The organism is Micromonospora fiedleri (genome assembly GCF_016774385.1).
Lineage (GTDB): Bacteria > Actinomycetota > Actinomycetes > Mycobacteriales > Micromonosporaceae > Micromonospora > Micromonospora gifhornensis.
On the sequence record NZ_JAETXL010000005.1, the window covers coordinates 201,350 to 223,967 of the forward strand.

Here is a 22,618-nt window from a genome sequence, read left to right on the forward strand (position 1 = left end):
CACGCGTTCGCGGTCTTGCCGGAAGCATGGTCGGGCCGGGCGGCCCACCGGGGTCTGGTGGATCAGTGCTCGTCAGCGAGCGAACTGCCGATGTAGTTGGCGGTCAGGGTGACGAAGACGTAGGCCTGCAACAGCGCCACCAGCACCTCGAAGAAGGCCATCACGATTGCCATCACGAAGGCGGCGATCGAGGAGACCTGGATGAAGAGGTTGTCCGAGGCGAGCATCACGAAGCCGCCGACCGTGAAGACCAGCAGGATCAGGTGACCCGCGAACATGTTGGCGAAGAGTCGCACCGCCAGAGTGACCGGCCGGACGATGAACGTCTGCAGGAACTCGATCGGGATCAGCAGGAAGTGCATCGGCCAGGGCACGCCCGGCAGGATCAGGCTCTGCTTGAGGTAGGGACCCAGCCCGTGCTTGCGTACGCCGATGTAGAGGTACATCACGTAGGAGACCACGGCCAGCACGATCGGCAGGGCGATGTGCGAGTTCGGCGAGATCTGCAACCCGGGGGTGATGCCGAAGAGGTTGGTCACCACGATGAAGCAGAACAGCACCGTGAAGTAGGGCGCGAACCGGATGCCGTCCTTGCCCATCTGCTCACGGGCGATGTTGTCCCGGACCAGGCCGTAGACGGACTCGGCCATCCACTGACCCTTGCTCGGCACGAGCTTCGGGTTCCGGTAGGTGGCCATGAAGAAGATGATCAGAAGCCCGACGGCCAGCCAGATCATCAGCGTGAACTTCGTTACCCAGGGGCCGGCGAGATCCGGCGGGTAGAAGTCTCCGACGCTGGGGGGCCAGGGAAGGCCCTCTGCGGCGACAAGCTGTCCGCTCACCGTGTCATCCTCCGCACTCGACAGACCCGCGCGTGCCGGCACTCAGGCACTGAGCCTCTTCATGATCAGGTAGATCGCTCCGGCTGCGCCGAGCATCATGCCCACGGCGATCCCGATGCCGGTCGGCAGTCCGAGGAACTCCCCCGCCAACCAGCCGAGGAATCCCCACACCAAAATGCCGGCGAGCAGGTAACCAACGACGGATCCGGCTGCGCCTTCCGACGAGTGTTCGTCGGAGCTTTTGCGGTGAGGGTTGTCGGCCATGACGTGGCGAACACTATCAGCCGGGAGTTTCACGAGTGTGCGGCACCCCCCACACTGCAAGCAGCGTGCGGGCGTTGGGAGCCGGCGGGTCGAGCCTCGGGTAAGAGTACTCCTGTCCGGCCACCCGGACAGGACCACGAAACGCCCGGAGAGAACCAACCGTACGGTCAGTGGTCGACCGAACGGTCCACCCTGGGCAGCGGGGTGCGCAGCGCCCAGGTCAGGTGAGCCCCGGTCCATACCACCACGGCCGCGATGATGGCCACGCCCATGTCCGGCAGTCCGGGCCAACCGGTGGCCGCGATCGCCGCCATCACCACGCCCAGGATCACGATCTTCGTGGCGTACGTGATCAAGCCCACTGACATGATCAGCTTCGGGTGCACCGCGTCGGCCCAGGCCACCGAGAAGCTGGAGATCAGATAGCTGACGATCACCAGGGCGATGCCGGCGGCCACTCCGGCCGCGCTGGTCGGCCCGCGCAGCCAGGCCGCGACGGGCACCGCGACCACGGCCAGCGCGACGCAGGCGAGCAGCGGCAGGCGCAGGTGCGGCAGCCGGGCCCGGATCGCCCCCGGCTCCCCCGCCCGCGGCGCGGTCGTCGACAGGCCGGGCTCACCGGCACGCGGCGCGGTCATCGGGGGTACGCCGGGTGATCGGCGACCAGCTCGGCCACGTCGGCGGCGACCCGGGCCAGTACGTCGGCCCCGCCCGGAGCCGACGGATCAGCGCGTACCGCTCGGGCTATCAACTCCGCTACCTGCCGCATCTGTGGTTCGGTCATGCCCTGGGTGGTGACGCACGGGGTGCCCACCCGGATTCCGGAGGCGACCATCGGCTTGTGCGGGTCGTACGGAATGGCGTTCTTGTTGAGCGTGATGGTCGCCGCGTCGCACCGCGTCTCGGCCTCGGCCCCGGTCACCCCGGTCTCCTGAAGGTCGATCAACGCCAGGTGGGTGTCGGTGCCGCCGGAGACCGGGCGCATGCCCTCGGCGGCCAGCCCGTCGGCCAGCGCCTGAGCGTTGGCCACCACCTGAGCGGCGTAGCGCCGGTACTCCGGCTGGGCCGCCTCGTGCAGGGCGACCGCCTTGGCCGCGACGGCGTGCATCAGCGGGCCGCCCTGGGTGAACGGGAAGACCGCCTTGTCGATCCGCTCGGCCAGCGACTCCCGACAGAGGATCATCCCGCCGCGCGGTCCACGCAGCACCTTGTGCGTGGTGGCGCAGACCACGTCGGCGTACGGCACCGGTGAGGGCACGGCCTGCCCGGCGACCAGCCCGATGAAGTGCGCCGCGTCCACCATCAGGTACGCCCCGACGGAGTCGGCGATCTCCCGGAACAGCGCGAAGTCGATCAGTCGGGGGTACGCCGTCGCGCCACAGATGATCATCTTGGGCCGGTGGGCCAGGGCGAGGTCGCGTACCTCGTCGTAGTCGATCAGCTCGGTGTCCCGCCGGACGGTGTAGCCGACCGGGTGGAACCACTTGCCGGAGAAGTTGACCCGGCTGCCGTGGGTGAGGTGCCCACCGTGCGGCAGCTCCATCGCCAGTACCGTGTCCCCCGGCTGCACCAGCGCGGCGTACGCGGCCAGGTTGGCGCTCGCCCCCGAGTGCGGTTGCAGATTTGCGTGCTCGGCACCGAAGAGGTCCTTCGCCCGGGCGATGCCGATCTCCTCGGCCCGGTCCACCTGGGCGCACCCACCGTAGTAGCGCCGCCCCGGATAACCCTCGGCGTACTTGTTGGTCAGCGTGGAGCCCAGCGCGGCCAGCACCGCCGGCGAGGTGAGGTTCTCACTGGCGATCAGTTGCAGGCCGGTACGCAGCCGGTCGAGTTCGCCGAGCACCACCTCCGCGATCTCGGGATCGCTGGTGCTCAGTTGCTCGAAATCCGGCCCCCAAAAGGTGCCTGTCGCGGTCTCCACAGCGCATGAGTCTATTGGGCCGCAGACTGGAAGCCGTGAGATGCCTGGTCACCGGCGCGACAGGTTACATCGGCGGACGTCTGGCGCCCCGCCTGCTGGCACAGGGGTACGACGTGCGCTGCCTGGCCCGACGGGCCGGACGGCTGCGTGACGTGCCCTGGGCCGGGCAGGTCGAGATCGTCGAGGCGGACCTGAGTCGGCCGGAGACCCTGCCTGCGGCGTTCGACGGTGTCGACGTGGCGTACTACCTCGTGCACTCGCTCGGACAGGCCGGTTTCGAGGCCACCGACCGGCAGGCCGCCACGAACTTCGCCACCGCGGCCCGGACTGCCGGCGTACGCCGGATCGTCTATCTGGGCGGTCCGGAGCCGGCGGTAGACGACCCGGCCACCTCGGCGCACCTGCGCTCGCGCAGCGAGGTGGGACGGATCCTGCAGGCCAGCGGGGTGCCGACGGTGGTGCTGCGGGCCGCGGTGATCATCGGCTCCGGCTCGGCGTCGTTCGAGATGCTGCGCTACCTGACCGAGCGGCTGCCGGTGATGGTCACCCCGCGCTGGGTGACCAACCGGATCCAGCCGATCGCGGTCCGCGACGTGCTGCACTACCTGGTCGGCTGCGCGAGCCTGCCGGCCGAGGTCGACCGGGGCTTCGACATCGCCGGCCCGGACGTGCTCACCTTCGGCGAGATGATGCAGCGCTACGCCCGGGTCGCCGGGCTGCCCCGCCGGCTGCTGCTGCCGGTCCGCCCGCTGACTCCGACGCTCTCGTCGTACTGGGTCGGGCTGGTCACCCCGGTGCCCAACGCGCTGGCCCGGCCGCTGGTGGCCAGCCTGATCCACGAGGCCGTCGCGCACGAGCACGACATCGCGGCGTACCTGCCGGACCCGCCGGGCGGGTTGACCGGCTTCGACGAGGCCGTCGAACTGGCCCTGGCCAAGGTCCGCGACGCCCAGGTGGAGACCTGCTGGTCCACGGCGGCCGGACCGAACGCGCCGGCCGAGCCGCTGCCCAGCGACCCCGACTGGAGCGGCGGCACCGCCTACACCGATGTACGGGAGCGGGCGGTGACCGCGTCACCGGAAGCGCTGTGGCAGGTAATCGAAGGCGTCGGCGGCGAGCACGGCTGGTATTCGTTCCCGCTGGCCTGGTCGGTACGCGGCTGGCTGGACAAGCTGGTCGGCGGGGTGGGACTGCGCCGGGGTCGACGCCACCCGCACCAGCTGAGGGTGGGCGAGGCGCTGGACTTCTGGCGGGTCGAGGAGATCGTGCCGGGCGAGCTGCTGCGGCTGCGCGCCGAGATGCGGCTACCCGGCCGAGCCTGGCTGGAGCTGCGGGTGCAGCGCGGCGACGACGGTCAGGTCCGCTACCGGCAGCGCGCCGTCTTCCTGCCGCACGGTCTCGCCGGGCACGCCTACTGGGCTGCGGTGGCACCCTTCCACGCCCTGGTCTTCGGCGGCATGGCCCGCAACATCACCGGCCGCGCCGAGCGGTAAGGAAGGGCCCCTTCTTATCGCCTCTTGTAGAGCAGGGGCCCCTTCTTAACAGTCAGGCTCAGGCTCAGTTGCCGGTGCGTTCGCCGGTGACCCGCCAGGCCGTCGTGTCGCTGGGCGGCACGAAATCGCGGACCGGCTGGTCCCGCAGAGCGAAGGCGAGGATCTCCCCCACCGAGTCCACCATCGCCCGCTGCACCGCGTGACCCACCGCGTCCTGCGGATCGTCCGGGTTCGCCGCCATCGCGGCGACCGCCAACTGGGGGGTGAACGCCACCACCGTCTCCGTGGCGTACCGCTCGGAGCTGCCGGTCTTGCCGCCCACCGGCCGATCGAGCTGGCCACGCAGTCGGGTGGCCGTGCCGCCGGCGCAGGTGTGGTACATCGACTGGTCACCAACCGGGCAGCGGGCCGCGTCCACCGCCGCGCGGGACACGTCCACGTCGAGCACCTGCCGGCAGTCCGGTTGCCCGGCGCCGACCCGCCGTCCGGTGGCGTCGGTGATCGAGGTGATCGGGGTGGGGGCGCACCAGATCCCCTCCGCCGCCACCGTGGCGTACGCCCCGGCCAGGTCCAGCGGGGTGGTGGCGGCCACGCCGAGCGTGAACGGCCCCCAGTCACGTGCCCCGTGCCGGGCCAACTGGGCGTCGTCGTGGGCCCGCAGCACGATGCCGAGCCGTTCGGCCATCTCCACCACCCGGTCGGCACCGACCTGCTCGGTCAGCCAGGCGAAGTAGGTGTTGACCGACTGCCCGAAGGCGGTCCACATGTCGTGCTCGCCGCTCATCGCCGCGCTGGCGTTCTCCGGACACCAGTACCCGCCGCAGCTAGTCTCGCCGCTGATCTGGTACTTGGTCAGGATCCGGTCCGGCGCGTCGAACACGGTGTTCAACGGCAGCCCGGCCTCCAGCGCGGCCAGCAGCGTGAAGAGCTTGAACGTGGAGCCGCCCTGGTAGCCGACGATCGTGCCGCCGCCGGCGACGAGCTGGTTGACGGTGTTCGGGTGGTTCTTCTGCCCGGGCGGGTTCGCCGCCACGCTGTAGGTCCGGTTCACCGACAGGGCCAGCACCCGCCCGGTGCCCGGCTGGACGACCGCGGTCGGCATCGCGTACCGGGCCTGCGCCGAGTAGACCCGGCGTACCTGCTCGGTGGTGGAGCGCTGCACCGCCGGGTCAAGGGTGGAGACGATGGTGAAGCCGCCCCGGCGTAGGGTGCGCTGCCGTTCGTCGACGGTGCTGCCGAACGCCCGCTGGTCGTTCCACCACCGGGTGAACCAGTCGCAGAAGAAGCCCCAGTCGTTGTGACCCTCGGGCACCGCCGTGCAGTCGTTCGGGGTCTCGCTCGGGCGCAGGTTCAACGGCTCGGCCTGGGCGCGCTGTGCCACGTCGGGCGGGACCTGGCCGGACTCGACCAGCCGGTCCAGGACGTACCCCCGACGGGCCGTCGCGCTGTCCGCGTCGCCGTGGATCGGGTCGTCGGTGTGCGGCGAGCGCACCAACCCGGCCAGCAGCGCGGCCTGAGCCAGCGTCAATTCGGCCGGCGAGACCGAGAAGTAGCGCTTGCTGGCGGCGGCGATACCGTACGCGCCGGCACCGAAGTAGGCGATGTTGAGGTACCGGGTCAGGATCTGATCCTTGGTGAGCTCCCGTTCCAGGGCGAGCGCGTACCGGATCTCCTGGACCTTGCGGGCGGTGCTCACCTCGGTGGCGGCGGCCCGCTGCGCCTCGCTGAGCCGGGGATCGTTGCTCAGCACGTTGCGCACGTACTGCATGGTCAGCGTGGAGGCGCCCTGCCGGGTGGTGCCGTCGCGCCGGTTGACGGTGAAGGCCCGCAGGATGCCGCGCAGGTCGACCCCGCTGTGCTCGTGGAAACGGGCGTCCTCGGCGGCGATGATCGCCTGGCGCATCACCGGCGCCACCTCGTCCAACGGCACGTCCACCCGGTCCTCCTGGTAGAAGGAGGTGATCAGCGTGGTGCCGTCGTTGGCGTACAGGTTGGACCGCTGGGCGGTCGGCGGCGTACGCAGCGTGTTGGGCAGGTCCGCGTACGGCGCGGAGAGCGCTGAGAGACCGACGCCGTACACCAGCGCGGCGGGCAGCGCCGCCACCGCCAGCGCCAGACCGGCCAGCGCGCCGGCCAACAGGACGGTGAACACTTTCGGCAGCAACGCCCGGGTCATCAGCTCTCCCCGCAGGAGCCGTCAGGACCCTCTCAGAATGGCGCTTTTCACCCCGTACGCCGCCCTTTCCCCCGAATACGGAGGAAATTCACCGATCAGGGCAGCAATGCCGCCGCGAGCGGCTGAACGGTCTCCTCGATCTCGTCCGCCACCCGGGTGAAGCACTGGTCACCACGGCCCCACGGATCGTCGAGGTCGTCGCCGGGCAGCAGCGCGCTGCCCTGACGGGCCGCGTGTGCCGCCTCGACCAGCGCCACCCCACGGGCGTGCACCGCCTCCGGCGTCGCCTCGGCCGCCGGCAACGTCGCCGGATCCAACGTGGCCAGCATCCGGCCGAACTCGCCAAGCACGAAGGTGCGCGACGCGGCGTCCGGGCGCAGCGCCACCACGTACTCCTGCTGGTCGGCGGTGGCGGTCAACACCAGATCCGCCGCGTCGATGTGATCGGAGCGCAGCTTGCGGGCGGCGAACCCGGCGGTGCTGCCACCCCGGTTGACCACCTGCCGCGCGGCCGGCGGGTTCATCTCCTCACCGGCGTGCCAGCCCCCGGTGCCGGCACTGTGACTGTGCAGCACCTCGTCGACGCGGGCCGGGTCGACGTCGCGCCGGGTCAGCCGCTCCCGTACGGCGACCACGAGCAGCCGCTCCGCCATCGGCGAGCGGCAGATGTTGCCCATGCAGACGTGCAGGACGGTGAACGGGGGCATCTACGCCACCTGACTCTCGCGCAGCTCCGGCACCACTTCGCGCAGCTTGGCCAGCCCGATGCCGCCCTCCCGGACGAGCACCGGCACGTCACCGGTGAGATCCACGATCGTGCTGGGCACCGGATCCACGGCCGGTCCCGCCTCCAGGTACGCCCGCACCGAGTACCCGAGCTGGTCACGCGCCTCGTCGGCGGTGAGCGCGGGCTGCTGGCCGAACTTGTTGGCCGACGCGACCGCCATCGGGCCCGTCTCGCGCAGCACCTCCAGCGCCACCGGATGCAGCGGCATCCGCACCGCCACCACCCCGCTGTCGTCGCCGAGATCCCAGCGCAGGCTCGCCGAGTGCTGCACCAGGATCGTCAACGCGCCCGGCCAGAACGCTTCCACCAGGTCTCGCGCCGCGGCCGGCAGCGAGAAGACCAGTCCGTCGAGGGTGTGCCGGGAACCGATCAGCACCGGCGGCGGCGAGTGCGGGGCATCCTTGGCGTCCAGCAGGGCCCTGACCGCGTACGGGGTGAAGGCGTCCGCACCGATCCCGTAGACCGTGTCGGTCGGCAGGACCACCAACTCGCCGTTGCGGACCGCCTCGATGGCCGCAGCGATGCCGCGGTCCCGGTCGGCCATTGACCGGCAGTCGTAGAGCATCACGAGGAGTCAGTCTGCCACGTGCCGGCCGGACCGGCTGCCGGGTGGTCCGCACGGCGGGACGCGGTGGCGAACCGGGCCCGCCCGGCGAGATCCTGATGCGCGCTGATCTCGACGTAGCGGCCGTCCTCGGCAAGCAGCTCGGGCACCGCCGCGCCGTGCGTGTCGTCGTGTTCCACGCCGAGCTGACCGCCCGGCCGCAACAGCGTCGCCGCCCGGTCGATCACCGGACGGATGGCGGCCAGGCCGTCCGCCCCACCGAACACCGCCTCCGCCGGGTCGTGCCCGGCCACCTCCGGCGGTACGGCCACCGCCTGCGGCACGTACGGCGGGTTGCACAGCAGCACGTCGACCTGCCCGACCAGCCCGGCCAGCAGGTCGGGGTCGGTGACGTCCGCCTCGACCACCTCGATCGGCCGGTCCCCCGCCGCGGCCCGGTCGGCGGCGTTGCGGCGCAGCCAGGCCAGCGCGGCCGACGAGCGCTCGACCGCGACCACCCGGGCGTCCGGCACCTCCTGGGCCACCGACAGCGCGATCGCCCCGGACCCGCTGCACAGGTCGACCACCAGCGGCCGGGGTCGCGCCGCCCGGCGGGCCTGCTCGATCCCCCAGCCGGCGAGCAGTTCGGTCTCCGGGCGCGGGACGAAGACACCGGGTCCGACCGCCAGCTCCAGATGCCGGAAAGCGGCGTCACCGGTGAGGTGCTGCAGCGGTTCCCGCCGCGCCCGCCGATCCACAAGCGCTCGGTAACGATCCAGTTGCTCGTCGGTGAAACCGTCGGCGATGGCCAACCGACCCCGCGGCACCCCGAGCACGTACGCGGCCAGCAGTTCCGCCTCCACCCGGGCCGAGGTCACCCCGGCGGCAAGCAGTTCCCGGGCCGCGACGGCCACCAGCGGAGACGGACGGTGTCGTCTCGTACCTTCGGACGGGTATTGCGGCTCGGTGGTCACGCCATAATCATGAATCGTCGCGGTGCACGTGCAAAAGCAGGTGCAGCGGCGCACCGACAGGAGGTCGCGGGTGGGCTGGCTCGACCGGGTCGACGACCAGGTTGACGCCCTGAAAAAGGCGCGGGCGCTCCAAGAGGTGAGCCGCTCCACAGAGGCGTACGCGATCCTGGAGCGGGTGCTGCGTACCACGAGTGCTCCCCACGCCCGCGCCGATGCGCTGGTGCAGCGCCTCTCGGCGCTGATCAACCTGGGCCGCACGGCCGAGTACACCCGGGCCATCGAAGAGGCGTCCGCCGCCGTACGCGATCTCGCCGAGCCCTACCTGCACGGGCACCTCAACGCGCTGGCCGCGCTCGCCGCGCACCACCAGGGCGCGTTGGACCGCTGCGTCACCCACCTGGTGCGCTCCGCCCGCGCGTTGGGGGCGGTGGACGACCCGGATCGGGACACCGCGTGGGGCTGGCACGACCTGGCCATGGCCTACTCCTACCTGAGCTTCCACGGCTACGCCCTCGGTGCGATCGAACGGGCCCGGCAACTCGGTAACGCCGCCGGCATCCCGGAGGAAACGTTCGCCGCTCCGGGCATCCGGCTGCGCAACGCGGTGGCCCTCGACCACACCGGTGACGGTGACGGCTGCCTGCGGGTGCTGCGGGACATCGCCACCGACCTCGACCGGTTCATCGCCACCGGCACCGCCGACCGGCTGCGCCCCAGCAGCCTCGCCGCCTACGGCTACGCCGGGGTCCGGCGAGCCGCCCTCGGCGACGTCGTCGAGACCGTCGGCGGGGCCGACCCGGCCCGGCTGCTCGGGCATGGGGCGGACAGCGCCCGCGCCCGCGACATGCGCCAACTCGGCCAGGTCTGCCTGGCCATCGCCGACGGCCGCCCGATCGAGGCGGTCACCCGGCTGGGCAGCGTGCAGGTCAGCGCCGAGACTCTCGGTGCCGCCGAGCCGGCCCGGCTGCGCAGCATCGCGCTGGGTCGGGCCGGTGACCACGCGGGCGCGCACCGGGCCGACCGGTTGGCCTTCCGGCTCGCCGCCCAGCGCCACGACCGGCTCCGCGACGTCTACATCGACGGCATCGCGGCCCGCATCGACCATGAGGAGATGCGCCGCGAGGCGGCCCGTTTCGAGGGCGAGGCGCTCACCGACCCGCTGACCGGACTGCCGAACCGACGCCGGCTGGAGCGCTACATCGCGGCCGTGGTCGCCCGCGGCGAGCGGGTGGTGATCGGCGTCTGCGACCTGGACGGCTTCAAGGCCGTCAACACCCGGCACGGGCACCACTCGGGGGACCTGGTACTCCAGCGGATCGCCGGGGTGATCAACCGGGTGATGCGTCGGGGCGACTTCGTGGCCCGCTACGGCGGCGACGAGTTCGTGGTCGTGCTGCCGGGCGCCGGGATGACCGAGGCCGCCGAGGTGGCCAGGCGCATCGACGCCGCCATCCGCACCGAGGACTGGGAGTCGCTGGTCCCCGGCACCCCGGTCGGGGTCAGCATCGGGTTCTCCGAGGTCGCCCCGGGTGGTCCGGGGCAGCGGGACGCCCTCGGCGCCGCCTTCGAGGCGGCCGACCGGGAGATGCTGCGGGCCAAGAATCGCCCCCGCAGCGCCTGAGTGGGCCGGGCAGCCTGAGCAGGCTCAGCGGCGGGCGAGTTCCGGATCGCCGGCCAGCCGGGCGGCCCGGTCGGCCTCGCTGAGCGCGTCCAGCACGCCGTCGAGTTCGCCGGCGAGCGCCAGGTCGAGGTTGTACGCCGTGTAGCCGATCCGATGATCGGTGATCCGGTTCTGCGGGAAGTTGTAGGTGCGGATGCGCTCCGACCGGTCGACCGTCCGCACCTGGGCCTTACGCGCGTCCGAGGCGGCCGCGTCGGCCTGCTCCTGGGCGGCGGCGAGCAGCCGGGCCCGCAGGATCCGCATCGCCTGTTCCCGATTCTGCAACTGGGACTTCTCGTTCTGGCAGGACACCACGATGCCGGTGGGCAGGTGGGTGATGCGTACCGCCGAGTCGGTGGTGTTCACCGACTGGCCGCCGGGCCCGGACGAGCGGAACACGTCGATGCGCAGTTCGTTGGGGTCGATGGTGACGTCGACCTCCTCGGCCTCCGGCAGCACCAGCACCCCGGCGGCACTGGTGTGGATGCGGCCCTGCGACTCCGTCACCGGCACCCGCTGCACCCGGTGGACGCCGCCCTCCCACTTGAGCCGGGACCACACGCCGTTGCCCCCTTCGGGGACACCCTTGGTCTTGATGGCCAGCGAGACGTCCTTGACCCCACCGAGGTCGGAGTCCTGGGCGTCGATCACCTCGGTGAGCCAGCCGCGTCGCTCGGCGTACCGGGTGTACATCCGCAGCAGATCGCCGGCGAACAGGGCCGACTCCTCGCCGCCCTCGCCGGCCTTGATCTCGACGATGACGTCCTTGGCGTCGTGCGGATCGCGCGGGATCAGCAGCTCGGCCAGCCGTTCCTCCAGCGCGGGCAGCTCCGCGGCGAGCGTCTCGGCCTCAGCCGCGAAGGACGGGTCCTCGGCGGCCAGCTCCCGCGCCGCGGTCAGATCCGCCCGGGCCTGTTCCAGCTCCGCGGCGGCCTTGTGCAGCGGGACCAGCTCGGCGTACCGTCGGCCGACCCGCCGGGCGGTGCCCTGGTCGGCGTGGATGGCCGGGTCGGCCAGCCGCTTCTCCAACTCGGCGTACTCGTCGAGGAGCCGGGCCAGGCGCTCGCTGCTCATGCGGGGCATCGCTCCTTCGACGGTGGCGCGGCAGGCGGGAACAGACGGACGACGCCCGCGTCCGGTGGAAACCGGACGCGGGCGTCGGACCAGAAGCTACTTGGCCTTCTTGGCCTGAACCTTGGCGTACTTCTGCTGGAACTTCGCGACCCGACCAGCGGTGTCCAGGACGCGCTGCTTGCCGGTGTAGAACGGGTGGCAGGCGCTGCAGGTCTCGACGTGGATCGAGCCGCCCTTGGCGGTGCTGCGGGTGCTGAAGGTGTTGCCGCAGGAGCAGGTGACCTCGGTGGTCACGTACTCCGGGTGGATGTTCTGCTTCATGTCGCCTCGGTCCTCTCGTCGTGGTCGCCGGGTCGCCCTGGCGCGCCGCTGCGCGCCGATCAAGGGGCGTGAACCGGAACCGGTGGCCGATTGACCAGTCTGCCATGGCCCTCGGCGGGCCCCGGAATCGGGCCACACCAGCTGGTCGCCGGTAGCAACATCAGGCCATCCGTAGGCATTCCCGCCCCCCGCCCACAGCATTCCTCCACCACCGCCCCCATCCCGACCACTCCACCCCGGCAGCTCCGTCTCTCCCGCCGGCCCCTCGGCCGCGCGCGCCGCTCGGCGGAGATACCCACCTCCTTGGGCCCTTTGCTCTGCTTCAACCAACGCATCATTTTCGACCGGTTTTCATTGCGTGGGGTGAAGCAGAGCAAAGGGGCCAGACCTCAGGTGTACGAGCGGCGTCCGGAGATGCCTCGCTCGCGCGATCGGGGTGCCGACGAGGATCGGGGTGGCTACACGGAAGGGGCGCGGCCGACTGGCCGCGCCCCTTCGTCGATCTTCGTCGGTGGGACTACTCCCCCGGCGTCGACTTCGCGATCTGCATCAGGAACTCGATGTTTGTGCGGGACTGCTTGAGCCGGTCCAGCAGAAGGTCGAGCGACGCCTGCGAGTCCAGCGAGTGCAGCACCTTGCGGAGCTTGTGGATGATGGCCAGCTCCTCCGGCGCGAGCAGGATCTCCTCCTTGCGGGTACCGGAGGCGCTGACGTCCACGGCCGGGAAGGTCCGCTTGTCGGCGATCTTCCGGTCCAGCTTCAGCTCCGCGTTACCGGTGCCCTTGAACTCCTCGAAGATGACCGTGTCCGCCATCGAACCGGTCTCCACCAGCGCGGTGGCGAGGATGGTCAGGGAGCCGCCGTTCTCGATGTTGCGGGCCGCGCCGAGGAACCGCTTCGGCGGGTACAGCGCGGTGGAGTCGATACCACCCGACATGATCCGGCCGCTGGCCGGCGCCGCCAGGTTGTACGACCGACCGAGCCGGGTCACCGAGTCGAGCAGTACGACCACGTCGTGGCCCAGCTCGACCAGGCGCTTGGCCCGCTCGATCGCCAGCTCGGCGACCGTGGTGTGGTCCTGCGGCGGACGGTCGAACGTGGCCGCGATGACCTCGCCCTTCACCGAACGCTGCATGTCGGTGACCTCTTCGGGCCGCTCGTCAACCAGCACCACCATCAGGTGGCACTCCGGGTTGTTGTGCGTGATCGCGTTCGCGATCGCCTGCAGCACCATGGTCTTACCGGCCTTCGGCGGCGAGACGATCAGCGCCCGCTGCCCCTTGCCGATCGGCATGACCAGGTCGATGACCCGGGTGGTGAGGATGTGCGGCTCGGTCTCCAGCCGCAGTCGCTCCTGCGGGTAGAGCGGGGTGAGCTTGTAGAACTCCGGCCGCCGCTTGGCCTCGTCCGGCTCCATCCCGTTGATGGTGTCCAGCCGGACCAGGGGGTTGTACTTGTCGCGACGCTGCTCGCCGTCCCGGGCCGCCCGCACCGCACCGGTGATCGCGTCACCGCGCCGCAGGCCGTACTTCTTGATCTGGGACATCGACACGTACACGTCGTTCGGGCCGGCCAGGTAGCCGGTGGTCCGGACGAAGGCGTAGTTGTCGAGCACGTCGACGATGCCGGCCACCGGCACGAGCACGTCGTCCTCGCCGACCTGCGGCTCACGGCCGCCGCCCTCGCCGCCGGACTCGCCGCGCTCGTTACGGCCCCGCCGACGGTCCCGGAAGCGACTACGCCGACTGCGCCGGCCGCCGTTCTCGTCGTCGTCGTCGGTGTTGTTGTCCCGCTCGGTACGCTGCCCGCGCTCGCCACGGTCCCCGCGCTCGCCACGGTCCCCGCGCTCGCCACGGTCGGCGGCACGCTCACCACGGTCTCCGCGCTCCGTACGCTCACCGCGCTCGGCACGGTCCCCGCGCTCGGCCGCACGATCGCCACGCTCGGCACGGTCACCGCGCTCAGCGGCACGCTCAGCACGGTCGCCACGCTCGGCACGGTCACCGCGCTCAGCGGCACGATCGGCACGATCGCCGCGCTCGGCGGCACGCTCACCGCGCTCCGCACGCTCACCGCTGCGATCGGCCGTACGCTCGGCACGCTCCGCAGTACGCTCACCGCCACGCTCGGCGGCGCGGCTGGACCGGCCCTCGCTCCGCTCGCCGGTCTCGGCGGCGGCCTCCTCGGTACGCGGCTCCGCCACGGCGGTGGCCCGCGTGCGCCGGGTCCGGGTACGGCCCTCGGTCTCCACGCTCGCCGCTGGTTGCTCGGCGGCGCGGCGCCCGGCCTCCGGCCGCTCACCGGTCTCGCGTACCTCGGCGTGGACCTCTTCGCGAGCGGGCGCAGCGGCCGCCGCGACCTCGGCCCGTGGTCGAGGGGCGCCCGCGGCGCTGCCCTGCCGCTCGGTGATCGCGCTGATCAACTCGCCTTTGCGCATGCGAGCCGTCCCCGAGATGCCGAGCGACGCAGCCAGGCTCTGGAGCTCCGGCAGCAGCATCGCCGACAAGCCGGTGCCGCTGCGCCGGCGGCGGGCAGGAGCAGCGGTGGTGGCATCGCCAGCGACGTTGGAAACATCCGACGTCACGTCGGTGGTGTCGCTCAATGGATTCCTTCCCTCGATAGGCCGGGACTGCCCGGAATCGAACTACAGGTGGCCGGGCGGCCTCGGTGCACCCGCCTCGCATGACGCTTCGCGGGAGTCTGTGACACAGCAGCCGGTCGGTCGCCCGACCCACCAGGAAAGCGGTGAGCGGGGCTTCGCCGTCTGCGGCGACCAGTGAAGACTGCGGTGCGGCGTGGCCTAGGCAGGGGTGACGGGCTTACCGCCGAAAGCTTCGGGGGTGCGCCGACCCGCAGGAGATCGCATGCTTCGCGGCTGTGCTAAGTCTAGAGCGTAATCAACTCTTGCGACCTGCGGCAACAGGGTCCCGCTCCGCGTGTCCGAGTCTACCTTGCTCGACCTGTGCCCCGCGCACGTCTACCGGCAACCGCAGAATCTGCCAATCTGTTCCCGCCTCGAACCCTTCGGGCAGGTCAGACAGGGCGAGCGCGGTCGGACCCGCCCCACTGACCACGGCGGGCACACCGGCCGCACGCAACGCTTCGACCACGGCGGCGGTACCGGGCATCGAGGCCGCCCGGTAATCCTGGTGCAGTCGGTCGACGGTGGCCGGCAGCAACAGATCCGGCTGCGTGGTCAACGCGTGCACCAGCAACGCTGCCCGGCCGGCGTTGAGCGCGGCGTCGCCGTGCGGCACGGTCGCCGGCAGCGCTGCCCGGGCGGAGGCGGTCAGGCCACGCTCGGTGGGCACCAGCACCGTGGGGCGTACGCCCTCGGCCACCGGCAACGACACGGCGCGCGCGCCGGAGGGCTCCGTCCAGGCCAGGGTGAACCCGCCGAGCAGGCAGGGTGCCACGTTGTCGGGATGGCCCTCGATCCGGGCGGCCAACCGCAGCGCGGCGTCGTCGTCGAGCCGCTGGGCCCCGTCGCTCACCAGGGCCCGGGCCAGCAGTACCCCGGCGACGATGGCGGCCGAGGAGGAGCCGAGCCCGCGGGCTTGCGGGATCCGGTTCACGCACTCCACCGCCAACCCGGACGGCTGACCGCCGAGTTCGTCGAAGGCCGCCCGCATCGCGCGTACCACCAGGTGGCTGTCGTCGCACGGCAGATCACCGGCGCCCTCACCGGCCACGGAGACGGTCACGCCGCTCGCGGTCACCTCGGCGGCCACGTCGTCGTGGAGCGCGAGGGCGAGCCCCAGCGCGTCGAAGCCGGGCCCCAGGTTCGCGCTGGTGGCGGGGACCCGAACCCGGACCGGGCCGGCGGCGAATGTGGTCGGCACGCCGCCCATGCTAGGGCTCGACCAGTGCGGTCCGGCGCGGATGCCCGACCCCTGAGACGCACCTCGCGCCCGTACACGCTTGCTCACAGGTTCTAGCCTGACCGCACTCAGGCCCTCAAGGAGACTTGCGTGAATGTATCCGGTTATCTGCTGTTGCAGGTGGCACAGGAACTACCGACGCTGGTGGTGCTGATCGTGGGAGCTGTGCTGGCGCGCCGGTTGCCGGAGCCAGGCCGCCGCCTCCTGTCGGCCGGAACAGCTGTCCTGCTGGTCTTCACAGTGCTCACCGCCCTGTGGTTGATCGCCCTTCCCTGGCTGGCCGCAGAGAACGTCACCGGACTGGTCACCCTCTCCACGATTCTCTCGGTGATCAACGCGTTGGTCGCGCCGGTCGGGATCGGCCTGCTGATCGCGGCCGCGTTGGCCGCCCACCGCAACGCGCCGGCATCCGGTGCGGCCGTCCCGCACGCTCCCGCCGCCTGGGGTGCGCCACCGCCCCACGCGCAATGGCCGCCGGCCGAGACGCACTGGTCTCCCACCGGCTCCCAGGCACCTCCCACCGACTCGCAGGCGCCTCCCACCGACTCGCGCTAGCGGGACGGGGGCCGCGTCGGTCTACCGAGTGCCGGTCTCGGCGACGGTCGGTTCCGGGGCGGCCAGCGAGAGCCGTCGGGTGGCCAGCCGCCAGCCGATCGCGTAGGTCAAGGTGACCAGGCCACAGCTGGCCAGCACGACCCGTTCGTCCACCATGTCGATGACGGAGGCGACCACGAGTTGGCTGACCGAGATGGCCAGGGTCGCCAGCATCATGTCGGTGGCGAAGACCCGGCCACGCAACCGGTCGGGCACCTCGCCCTGCAACGCGAAGTTGGACATCACCCAGTTGCTGCCACCGGCGAAGTGCGCCACGAAGACCAGGATCAGCACCAACGGGAACCAGGACACCACGGAGGCGCCCAGGTAGGCCAGCCCGTACGCCGACATGGACAGTGCCAGCCCCGGCAGCAGCCAGGCCCGGTTGGTCAGCACCCGACGCATCAGGATCGGGCCGACCAGCGCGCCCGCGCCGCGTACCGCGAACAGCAGGCCGGCGCCCAGCGGGCCGACCCCGTACAGCCCGGCCAGCAGGGGGAAGACGGTCAGGACGCCATTGCCCAGCCCGACCGCCGACTTCACCGTGACCAGGGCCAACACCCGGGGGCGGTGCCCGATGTAGCCCAGTGCCTCGCGGATCGCCGTCCAGGTCTGCGGTACCGGCGCGTTCTCGTCGCGGGGTGCCTGCAACGGCCGGCGGATGCGCCCGGCCAGGATCGCGGCGATCACCAGGCCGACCGCGGCCACCCAGAAGCAGACGTACGGGCCGGTGGCGGCGGCGAGCACGCCGCCGAGTGAGGCGCCGACGATGGTCATGGTGCCCCAGGCCGATCCGGCCACCGCGTTACCCGCGGCCAACTCCTCCGGTTCGAGGACGTTGGGCAGGGCGGCCTGGGCGGCCGGGGAGTAGAACGCCTTGGCCACCGCGACCACGCCGATGCCCAGCATCGCCAGCCAGGCCGTACCGGCGCTGCGTACGCCGAGCAGGAGCAGCACCCCGACGAGCGCCGCACCGTTCGAGAAGATCATGATCTTGCGGCGGTCGAACCGGTCCGCGATGGTCCCGGTGTACGGCAGCAGCAACGCCACGATGCCGGTGTCCACAGCGAGCACCAGCGCGCCCCACACGCCACTACCGGTCAGCTTCGGCAGCAGGACGAGCAACGGCACCATCACGAACCAGTCGGCACCGAAGACCACCAACTCGGCCAGGAACAGATTGCGGAAGTTCCGGTTGCGAGTGAGGACCGAGAGGGTGGACGTCACGAGGCGGACCATACCCGGCAGGCGTCGCCGACTGAGTCGCGGCGCGGACATCGACGGAGATACGCCACGATCGCGTAACCGCATGCCGGACGCCGACGCCCCCGGCGGTTGCCGGGGGCGTCAGTCCTGGTGTTGATGCGGCGGGTCGTTACTCCGCGGGCGGGAAGGGCGAGTTGCGGCTCCTGGGCAGCCGGAGCACCTCGAACTGGTCGGTGCCGTCCACCAGCGCGCCGGACGGCGCCGCCGGCACCGGACGGCTCTGCGCCGGACGCTTGTCGGTCGCCGCCGGCTCCTGCGTGGCGCCTTCGGTGGGCGGCTGCTCGTCGTCCGGCTTCGTCGCGTCGGTGTCCGACACGGCTCGACCGGAGTCGGCGGCGCCACCGGAACGACCCGCCCGCCAACTGCGCACCGACTGCTTGGTGTCCTCCACCATCGCGTAGAGGGTGGGCACCAGGATCAGCGTGAGCAGGGTGGAGCTGAGCAGTCCGCCGATCACCACGATCGCCAGCGGTCGGGAGATGAAGCCGCCCTCGCCGGTGAGCCCGAAGGCCATCGGCGTCAACGCGAAGATGGTGGCGATGGCGGTCATCAGGATCGGCCGCAACCTGTGCCGTCCACCCTCGACCACCGCCTCCCGTACGCCCATCCCCTGCGCCCGGTACTGGTTGACCAGGTCGAGCAGCACGATCGCGTTGGTCACCACGATGCCGACCAGCATGAGTACGCCGATCAGCGCCGGCACACTCAACGCCGTCCCGGTGGCCAGCAGCAGGGCGACCGCCCCGGTGGCCGCGAACGGGATCGAGACCAGCAGGATCAACGCCTGCACCACGCTGCGGAACGTGGCCATCATGATCAGGAAGACGATCGCGATCGCGGCCAGCACGGCCAGGCCCAGATCGGCGAAGGTCTCCCGCTGCTCGGCGCTGACCCCGCCCAGGGTCAACGTGGCCCCCGGTACGTCGATCGCGTCGAGCCGCTGCTGCAACTCGGTGCTGATCGCGCCGAGGTCGGAGCCGGTCACCGTACCGGTCACCGAGACGCTGCGCTCACCGTCGATCCGGCGTACCTGCTGCGGTCCTTGGGTCTCGGTGACCTCGGCGATGTCGCCGAGCTTGACCGGGCCGACCGGCAGTGCCTTCAGTTCGTCCACCGTCAGCGGCGGCTTCGCCGACAGGCGCAGCACCACGTCCCGGCTGCCGCCGGAGATGCTCACCTGCCCCACCGGCGTGCCCCGGAACGACTGCGCCACCAGTTGGCCGACCGCCGCCTCGGTGAGCCCGGCCCGGCTGGCCGCGACCCGGTCGACCGCGACGTCCACCCGGGGCACCTGCTGGGCGAGGGTGGTCGAGACGTCCTCGACGCCGGAGATGCCGGCCAGTGCCGCCCGGGCCTGCTCGGCGGCGGCCGCCAGCGTCTCCTGGTCGGCGGCGCGCACGATGACCGCCAGTTCGTTGGCGGACGCGCCGCCCTGACCGGCCGGGAAGGTGATCTCGCCGGCCGTCGCACCGAGCGAGGTGAACCGCTCGCGCAGGATGCCACGCATGGCCTTGGCGTCGGTCTCGCCGTCGAGCCGCAGCGCGTAGTTGGCCACGTTGTTGCCGGCGCTGCCGGTCCACGGGCTGTCCCCGCCCCCGGCGGTGACCTGGTACGACTCGACGCCCGGAGTGTCCGCCAGCACCGCCTCGACCCGGCGGGCCGCCGCGTCGGTGCCGGCCAGCCCGGTGCCCACCGGCAACTCCTGGCGGATGTTGAGGGTGTCCTGGCCGGAGTCGTCGAGGAAGTTGCTCTCCAGTTGGCGGGCCAGCCCGAAGGTGCCGAACAGCACGAGCACGCCCACGGCCAGGGTGGCCCAGCGGTACGCCCGCCGGCCGGTGGCGAACCGGATGACCGGCAGGTACGCCCGCTGCAACGGGCTGCGCAGCTCGCGCTCCTCGGCGGCCCGCCGGATCGCCTCGCCGTCGGCGCCGGCAACCGGCTTGAGGAACCAGTACGCCAGCACCGGGATCACCGTCAGCGACACCAGCAACGAGGCGAGCAGCGCCACGGTGACCGTGATCGCGAACGGCGCGAACAACTGCCCAACAAAGCCGCCGACCAGGGCGATCGGGGCGAAGACGGCGACCGTGGTGAGGGTGGAGGCGGTGACCGCCCCGGCCACCTCGCGGACGGCGGTGAGGATCGCCTCCCGCTTCGGCTCACCGTAGGTCAGATGCCGCTTGATGTTCTCCAGCACCACGATCGAGTCGTCCACCACCCGGCCGACCGCCACCGTCAGCGCGCCGAGGGTGAGCAGGTTGAGCGAGTAGTCGCCGATCCAGAGGGCGAGCAGCGCGACCACCACCGACAGCGGGATGGAGACCGCAGTGACGATCGTGGACCGGATCGACAGCAGGAACACCAGGATGACCACCACGGCCATGATCAGACCCAGCAGGCCCTCGGTGCTCAGCGTCTTGATCGACTTCTCCACGAACGGCGCCTGGTCCAGCACCACGGTCAGCTCGGCCCCGGTCGCACCGCGCAGGTCGTCGAGCCGGTCGGCGACCGCGTGCGAGATCTCCACCGCGTTGCCGTCCGGGTCGGCGGTGACCGCGATGCCCAGGCTCTCCCGGCCGTTGGTACGGGTGATCGCGGTGGGTGGCGTCAACTGCTCCTCGACCGTGGCGACGTCACCGAGCCGGACCGGACCGGCCTTCTTGACCGGCGGGGCGACGATCACGTCCCGCAACTCGTCCAACGTGGTCAGCGGGGCACCGACCTGCACCGGCAGGCTGCGCTCACCGTCCAGCACGGCACCGGCCGGTACCGCCACCCCGTTGGCCTTCAACGCGGTGGTGATCGCGGTCGGCTGCACCTTCGCCTTCGCCAGCTTCGCCGGATCCGGCGTGATCACCACCAGTTCGTCGCGGACGCCTGTCAACTCGACACCACGTACGCCCTCGATCGCCGCCAACTCGGGCACCACGACGTCCCGCAGCTTCGACGCCAGTTCCCGCTCGTCACCGCCACCGGACGCGGCCAGCACCACCGCCGGCAGGTCGTCGGTGCTGCCCGCGAAGACCTGCGGGTCGACGCCGTCGGGCAGCCGGGTGCGGTTCAGCGCGGTCTGCATCTTGCTGACCACGTCGTCCAGGTCGGTACCGAACTCGTACTGGACGGTGATGGTGGTCAGGCCCTCGCGGGAGGTGGAGGTGACCGTGTCCAACGCGGGGATGCCCCGCAGGCTGTTCTCGATCGGCTCGGTGACCTGGGACTCGACGACCTCGGGCGCGGCACCGGGGTACGAGGCGACGATGAAGGCGGCGGGAAACTCCAGCGAGGGCAGGAGTTGCTGCTTCAGCGACGGCACGGCGTACGCACCGAACGCCGTGGTCACCACCGCGATGAGGGCTACCAGCCCCCGGTTGGCGAGGCTGAATCTGGCGAGCAGCGACATCGGCGTGACTCACTCCTGGGGGAGACGGTCGTGGGGCACGAGCAGTGTGCCCGACCCGATCCGTCCGTCGATTTCCGGGGCGGTACCGATTCGCAACGATGTCACCAGATCCCGACACGCCTCGTCGCCCTCAAGCAACGTCGGGTGAACACCACCGACCACGTCCCCTCACCACACCCCACTTGAGCAGTTGATCAAGAGGTTTGCGTCGGGAATGCCGCCGGCCAACGACGCAAACCTCTTGATCAACGCGGCGGAGGGCGGGGGGGGGCGGCCCGCAGGGTCGGCCCGGGGGGTCAGGCCAGGTCGAGGGAGCGGGCGGCGGCCAGGGGGTCGTTGGCGATGGTGACCGGGGAGGGGGCGGTGGAGATGGCCCACTCCGGGTCCTTGAGGCCGTGGCCGGTGACCGTGCAGACGACGGTGGAGCCGGCCGGCACCCGGCCGGCGGCGGCCTGCTGGAGCAGACCGGCCACGCTGGCCGCGCTGCCCAGCTCGACGAAGACACCGACCTCGCGGGCCAGCAGCCGGTACGCGGCGAGGATGTCCCGGTCGGTGACCGCGTCGATCAGACCGCCGGAGGCGTCCCGGGCGTCCAGGGCCTTCGTCCAGCTGGCCGGGTTGCCGATCCGGATGGCGGTGGCGATGGTCGACGGCTCCGGCACCACCTGGCCGGTGACGATCGGCGCGGCGCCGGCGGCCTGGAAGCCGTACATCCGGGGGGTGCGGGTGGCGTTGCCGGCCGCAAGGTCCTCGGTGTAGCCCATCCAGTACGCGGAGATGTTGCCGGCGTTGCCGACCGGCAGGCAGTGGATGTCCGGCGCGTCACCGAGCGCCTCGACGATCTCGAACGCCGCCGTCTTCTGGCCGTGCAACCGGTCGATGTTGACCGAGTTGACAAGCGCCACCGGGTAGTCCTGGGCGAGCTTGGCGGCCAGCGCCAGGCAGTCGTCGAAGTTGCCGGTGACCTGGAGCAGCTTCGCGCCGTGCACCAGCGCCTGGGCCAGCTTGCCCAACGCGATCTTGCCCTGCGGCACCAGCACCGCGCAGGTCACCCCGGCACGGGCCGCGTACGCGGCGGCGGAGGCGCTGGTGTTGCCGGTGGAGGCGCAGATGATCGCCTTGTTGCCGGCCTCGACCGCCTTGGAGACGGCCATCGTCATGCCACGGTCCTTGAACGAGCCGGTCGGGTTCGCGCCCTCCACCTTGAGGTAGACGTCACAGCCGAGCCGGGCGGAAAGCACCGGCGCGGGCAGCAGCGGGGTGTTCCCCTCGTGCAGCGTGACGACCGGCGTGGCGTCGGCGACCGGCAGTCGGTCCCGGTAGGCGTCGATCAGGCCCCGCCACATGTCGTTCTCCTCAGTCTCAAGTCTGCCGTGTCGGCCACTACCAGCCTCGCGCGGCCGTGCCGATCTCCTGTCGGC

Annotated in this window: 18 protein-coding genes; 3 read left to right on the forward strand and 15 right to left on the reverse strand. The window is 71.4% G+C overall.

Going from position 1 to position 22,618, the window contains the following annotated elements; translation table 11 throughout:
* Positions 1–62 precede the first annotated feature (62 nt).
* The 4 genes from atpB to glyA form a co-directional block, all read right to left on the reverse strand.
* Complete coding sequence (gene atpB, locus JMF97_RS15030) at positions 63–884, reverse strand: F0F1 ATP synthase subunit A (protein ID WP_203222148.1); 822 nt, start codon at positions 882–884, stop codon at positions 63–65.
* Positions 885–1,106 (reverse strand): hypothetical protein, encoded by a 222-nt coding sequence (locus JMF97_RS15035; protein ID WP_203222149.1) that lies wholly within the window; start codon positions 1,104–1,106, stop codon positions 885–887.
* A gap of 167 nt (positions 1,107–1,273) precedes the next feature.
* Complete coding sequence (locus JMF97_RS15040) at positions 1,274–1,744, reverse strand: Cg1360 family ATP-synthase-associated protein (RefSeq protein ID WP_203222150.1); 471 nt, start codon at positions 1,742–1,744, stop codon at positions 1,274–1,276.
* Positions 1,741–3,027, reverse strand: a complete 1,287-nt coding sequence (gene glyA, locus JMF97_RS15045) for a serine hydroxymethyltransferase (RefSeq protein ID WP_203222151.1) — start codon at positions 3,025–3,027, stop codon at positions 1,741–1,743. The genes JMF97_RS15040 and glyA overlap by 4 nt, the downstream gene beginning before the upstream one ends.
* A gap of 35 nt (positions 3,028–3,062) precedes the next feature.
* Between glyA and JMF97_RS15050 the strand changes: the two genes are divergently transcribed.
* The gene (locus tag JMF97_RS15050; protein ID WP_203222152.1) at positions 3,063–4,520 is read left to right on the forward strand and encodes an SDR family oxidoreductase; all 1,458 of its coding nucleotides are present in this window, start codon (positions 3,063–3,065) and stop codon (positions 4,518–4,520) included.
* Between the two features lie 64 nt (positions 4,521–4,584).
* On the opposite strand, the gene JMF97_RS15055 is transcribed toward JMF97_RS15050, so the two are convergent.
* From JMF97_RS15055 to prmC, 4 genes are all read right to left on the reverse strand, one after another.
* Entirely contained in the window at positions 4,585–6,696 is a 2,112-nt protein-coding gene (locus JMF97_RS15055; RefSeq protein ID WP_203222153.1) for a transglycosylase domain-containing protein, read from the reverse strand.
* A gap of 95 nt (positions 6,697–6,791) precedes the next feature.
* A complete protein-coding gene (locus JMF97_RS15060; protein WP_203222154.1) occupies positions 6,792–7,403 on the reverse strand; it encodes an arsenate reductase/protein-tyrosine-phosphatase family protein in 612 nt (203 codons plus the stop codon).
* Positions 7,404–8,048 (reverse strand): L-threonylcarbamoyladenylate synthase, encoded by a 645-nt coding sequence (locus tag JMF97_RS15065; protein ID WP_102659253.1) that lies wholly within the window; start codon positions 8,046–8,048, stop codon positions 7,404–7,406.
* Positions 8,048–9,001, reverse strand: a complete 954-nt coding sequence (prmC, locus tag JMF97_RS15070; RefSeq protein ID WP_203222155.1) for a peptide chain release factor N(5)-glutamine methyltransferase — start codon at positions 8,999–9,001, stop codon at positions 8,048–8,050. Before prmC ends, JMF97_RS15065 begins: the two co-directional genes overlap by 1 nt.
* A 70-nt stretch (positions 9,002–9,071) precedes the next feature.
* On the opposite strand from prmC, the gene JMF97_RS15075 reads away from it, so the two are divergent.
* A complete protein-coding gene (locus JMF97_RS15075) occupies positions 9,072–10,622 on the forward strand; it encodes a GGDEF domain-containing protein (protein ID WP_203222156.1) in 1,551 nt (516 codons plus the stop codon).
* 24 nt (positions 10,623–10,646) lie between these two features.
* Here JMF97_RS15075 and prfA read toward each other — a convergent pair whose 3' ends face one another.
* The 4 genes from prfA to thrB all read right to left on the reverse strand — a co-directional run bounded on the left by prfA (position 10,647) and on the right by thrB (position 15,898).
* On the reverse strand, positions 10,647–11,735 hold the full coding sequence (gene prfA, locus JMF97_RS15080; protein WP_203222157.1) for a peptide chain release factor 1: 1,089 nt from the start codon (positions 11,733–11,735) through the stop codon (positions 10,647–10,649).
* Positions 11,736–11,831: 96 nt separating this feature from the next.
* Positions 11,832–12,056: a 50S ribosomal protein L31 gene (gene rpmE / locus JMF97_RS15085; protein WP_013735652.1), complete on the reverse strand. Its 225-nt coding sequence runs from the start codon at positions 12,054–12,056 to the stop codon at positions 11,832–11,834.
* Between the two features lie 517 nt (positions 12,057–12,573).
* Positions 12,574–14,658 carry a transcription termination factor Rho gene (gene rho / locus JMF97_RS15090; RefSeq protein WP_203222158.1) on the reverse strand — a complete coding sequence of 695 codons (2,085 nt, stop codon included), beginning with the start codon at positions 14,656–14,658 and terminating at the stop codon, positions 12,574–12,576.
* Positions 14,659–14,953: 295 nt separating this feature from the next.
* Positions 14,954–15,898 (reverse strand): homoserine kinase, encoded by a 945-nt coding sequence (gene thrB, locus JMF97_RS15095; RefSeq protein ID WP_498043308.1) that lies wholly within the window; start codon positions 15,896–15,898, stop codon positions 14,954–14,956.
* 129 nt (positions 15,899–16,027) lie between these two features.
* Between thrB and JMF97_RS15100 the strand changes: the two genes are divergently transcribed.
* A complete protein-coding gene (locus tag JMF97_RS15100) occupies positions 16,028–16,492 on the forward strand; it encodes a hypothetical protein (protein WP_203222160.1) in 465 nt (154 codons plus the stop codon).
* A 21-nt stretch (positions 16,493–16,513) separates the two neighbouring features.
* On the opposite strand, the gene JMF97_RS15105 is transcribed toward JMF97_RS15100, so the two are convergent.
* The 3 genes from JMF97_RS15105 to thrC form a co-directional block, all read right to left on the reverse strand.
* A complete protein-coding gene (locus tag JMF97_RS15105) occupies positions 16,514–17,758 on the reverse strand; it encodes an MFS transporter (RefSeq protein WP_203222161.1) in 1,245 nt (414 codons plus the stop codon).
* Between the two features lie 148 nt (positions 17,759–17,906).
* Positions 17,907–21,197, reverse strand: coding sequence for an efflux RND transporter permease subunit (locus JMF97_RS15110; protein ID WP_203222162.1), 3,291 nt, complete (start codon positions 21,195–21,197; stop codon positions 17,907–17,909).
* A 296-nt stretch (positions 21,198–21,493) separates the two neighbouring features.
* Complete coding sequence (thrC, locus tag JMF97_RS15115) at positions 21,494–22,543, reverse strand: threonine synthase (RefSeq protein WP_203222163.1); 1,050 nt, start codon at positions 22,541–22,543, stop codon at positions 21,494–21,496.
* Positions 22,544–22,618 lie beyond the last annotated feature (75 nt).

Coding starts and splice junctions, on each gene's coding strand:
- JMF97_RS15035 (WP_203222149.1), bottom strand. CDS start 1,106: ATGGCCGACAACCCTCACCGCAAAAGCTCCGACGAACACTCGTCGGAA.
- JMF97_RS15040 (WP_203222150.1), bottom strand. CDS start 1,744: ATGACCGCGCCGCGTGCCGGTGAGCCCGGCCTGTCGACGACCGCGCCG.
- JMF97_RS15055 (WP_203222153.1), bottom strand. CDS start 6,696: ATGACCCGGGCGTTGCTGCCGAAAGTGTTCACCGTCCTGTTGGCCGGC.
- JMF97_RS15060 (WP_203222154.1), bottom strand. CDS start 7,403: ATGCCCCCGTTCACCGTCCTGCACGTCTGCATGGGCAACATCTGCCGC.
- JMF97_RS15065 (WP_102659253.1), bottom strand. CDS start 8,048: ATGCTCTACGACTGCCGGTCAATGGCCGACCGGGACCGCGGCATCGCT.
- prfA (WP_203222157.1), bottom strand. CDS start 11,735: ATGAGCAGCGAGCGCCTGGCCCGGCTCCTCGACGAGTACGCCGAGTTG.
- rpmE (WP_013735652.1), bottom strand. CDS start 12,056: ATGAAGCAGAACATCCACCCGGAGTACGTGACCACCGAGGTCACCTGC.
- JMF97_RS15110 (WP_203222162.1), bottom strand. CDS start 21,197: ATGTCGCTGCTCGCCAGATTCAGCCTCGCCAACCGGGGGCTGGTAGCC.
- thrC (WP_203222163.1), bottom strand. CDS start 22,543: ATGTGGCGGGGCCTGATCGACGCCTACCGGGACCGACTGCCGGTCGCC.